General features: G+C 74.4%; 1 protein-coding gene. It reads left to right on the forward strand.

What is annotated here, in order from left to right:
• Positions 1–48: 48 nt before the first annotated feature.
• On the forward strand, positions 49–984 hold a 936-nt coding region (locus H0487_RS24425; protein ID WP_183096450.1), incomplete at its 3' end, for a tetratricopeptide repeat protein.

Here is a 984-nt window from a genome sequence, read left to right on the forward strand (position 1 = left end):
CGGCGAACGGCGGGTCAGGGGCCGCAGGTTTCATCCATACTTTCGCCCGTGGGTGACGTACAACCGCTGCGGGTGGCGGGAGGCTCGGGGCGACGGCGTGACGTCAGCATCGTCAACGCGCGCACCCTCGCCGACGCCGGTCGGTGGCGGGAGGCGCACGAGCTGCTCGCGGGCGTCGACGGGCTCCCCCCGGCCGACCTGGAGCTGCGCGGCACGATCGCCTACCTCCTCGGCGACGCCCGGACCTACTTCGAGGACCTCGCGGCGGCGTTCGAGGCTCACCACGACCCGCCGAGCGCGGCACGGTGTGCGTGCTGGCTCGGGATCATGCACCTCATCCGCGGCGAGGCCGGCCACAGCGCCGGCTGGATGGCCTCGGCCCGCCGGATCGTCGACGAGCACGGCGAGTGCGCAGCCAGCGCCTACCTCGAGGTCATGGCGATCCTCGGTGACGCGTCCCCCGGCCGAGACCAGGCGATCGCGAAGGCGCGCGAGGTCAACCAGATCGCCCGCCGGCACCGGGACGTCGACGCGGTCGCGCTGACCGGCCAGACCCTCGGTCACCTGCTCATCCGCACCGGCCGTGCCGACGAGGGCCGCGCACTCATGGACGAGGCGATGGTCGCCGCCACGTCGCGTCGGCTGTCCTCGCCGCTGGTCGAGATACTGGTCTACCTCGCGGTCATCGCCGGCTGCCGACTGCTCCTCGACCTCACCCGTGCGCGCGAGTGGACCGCGGCGATCGGCCGTCTCCGCTCCCGCTCGCCCGAGCTCGCCTCCTTCAGCGGGGTGCTGGCGCTCTGCCGCGCCGAGCTGCACCACCTGTCCGGGGAGTGGGCCGAGGCCCTGCGCGAGCTCGACGCGGTCACGGACCGGCCGCTCCAGGGTGAGGCCGCGTTCCTGCGCGGCGAGATCCTCCGCCTCCAGGGCCAGTACGACGACGCGGCCGCCGCCTACGCCGACGCGGCCGCGCGGGGTCGGGAC

The organism is Nocardioides stalactiti (assembly GCF_014180715.1).
GTDB classification, from domain to species: Bacteria; Actinomycetota; Actinomycetes; order Propionibacteriales; family Nocardioidaceae; genus Nocardioides; species Nocardioides stalactiti.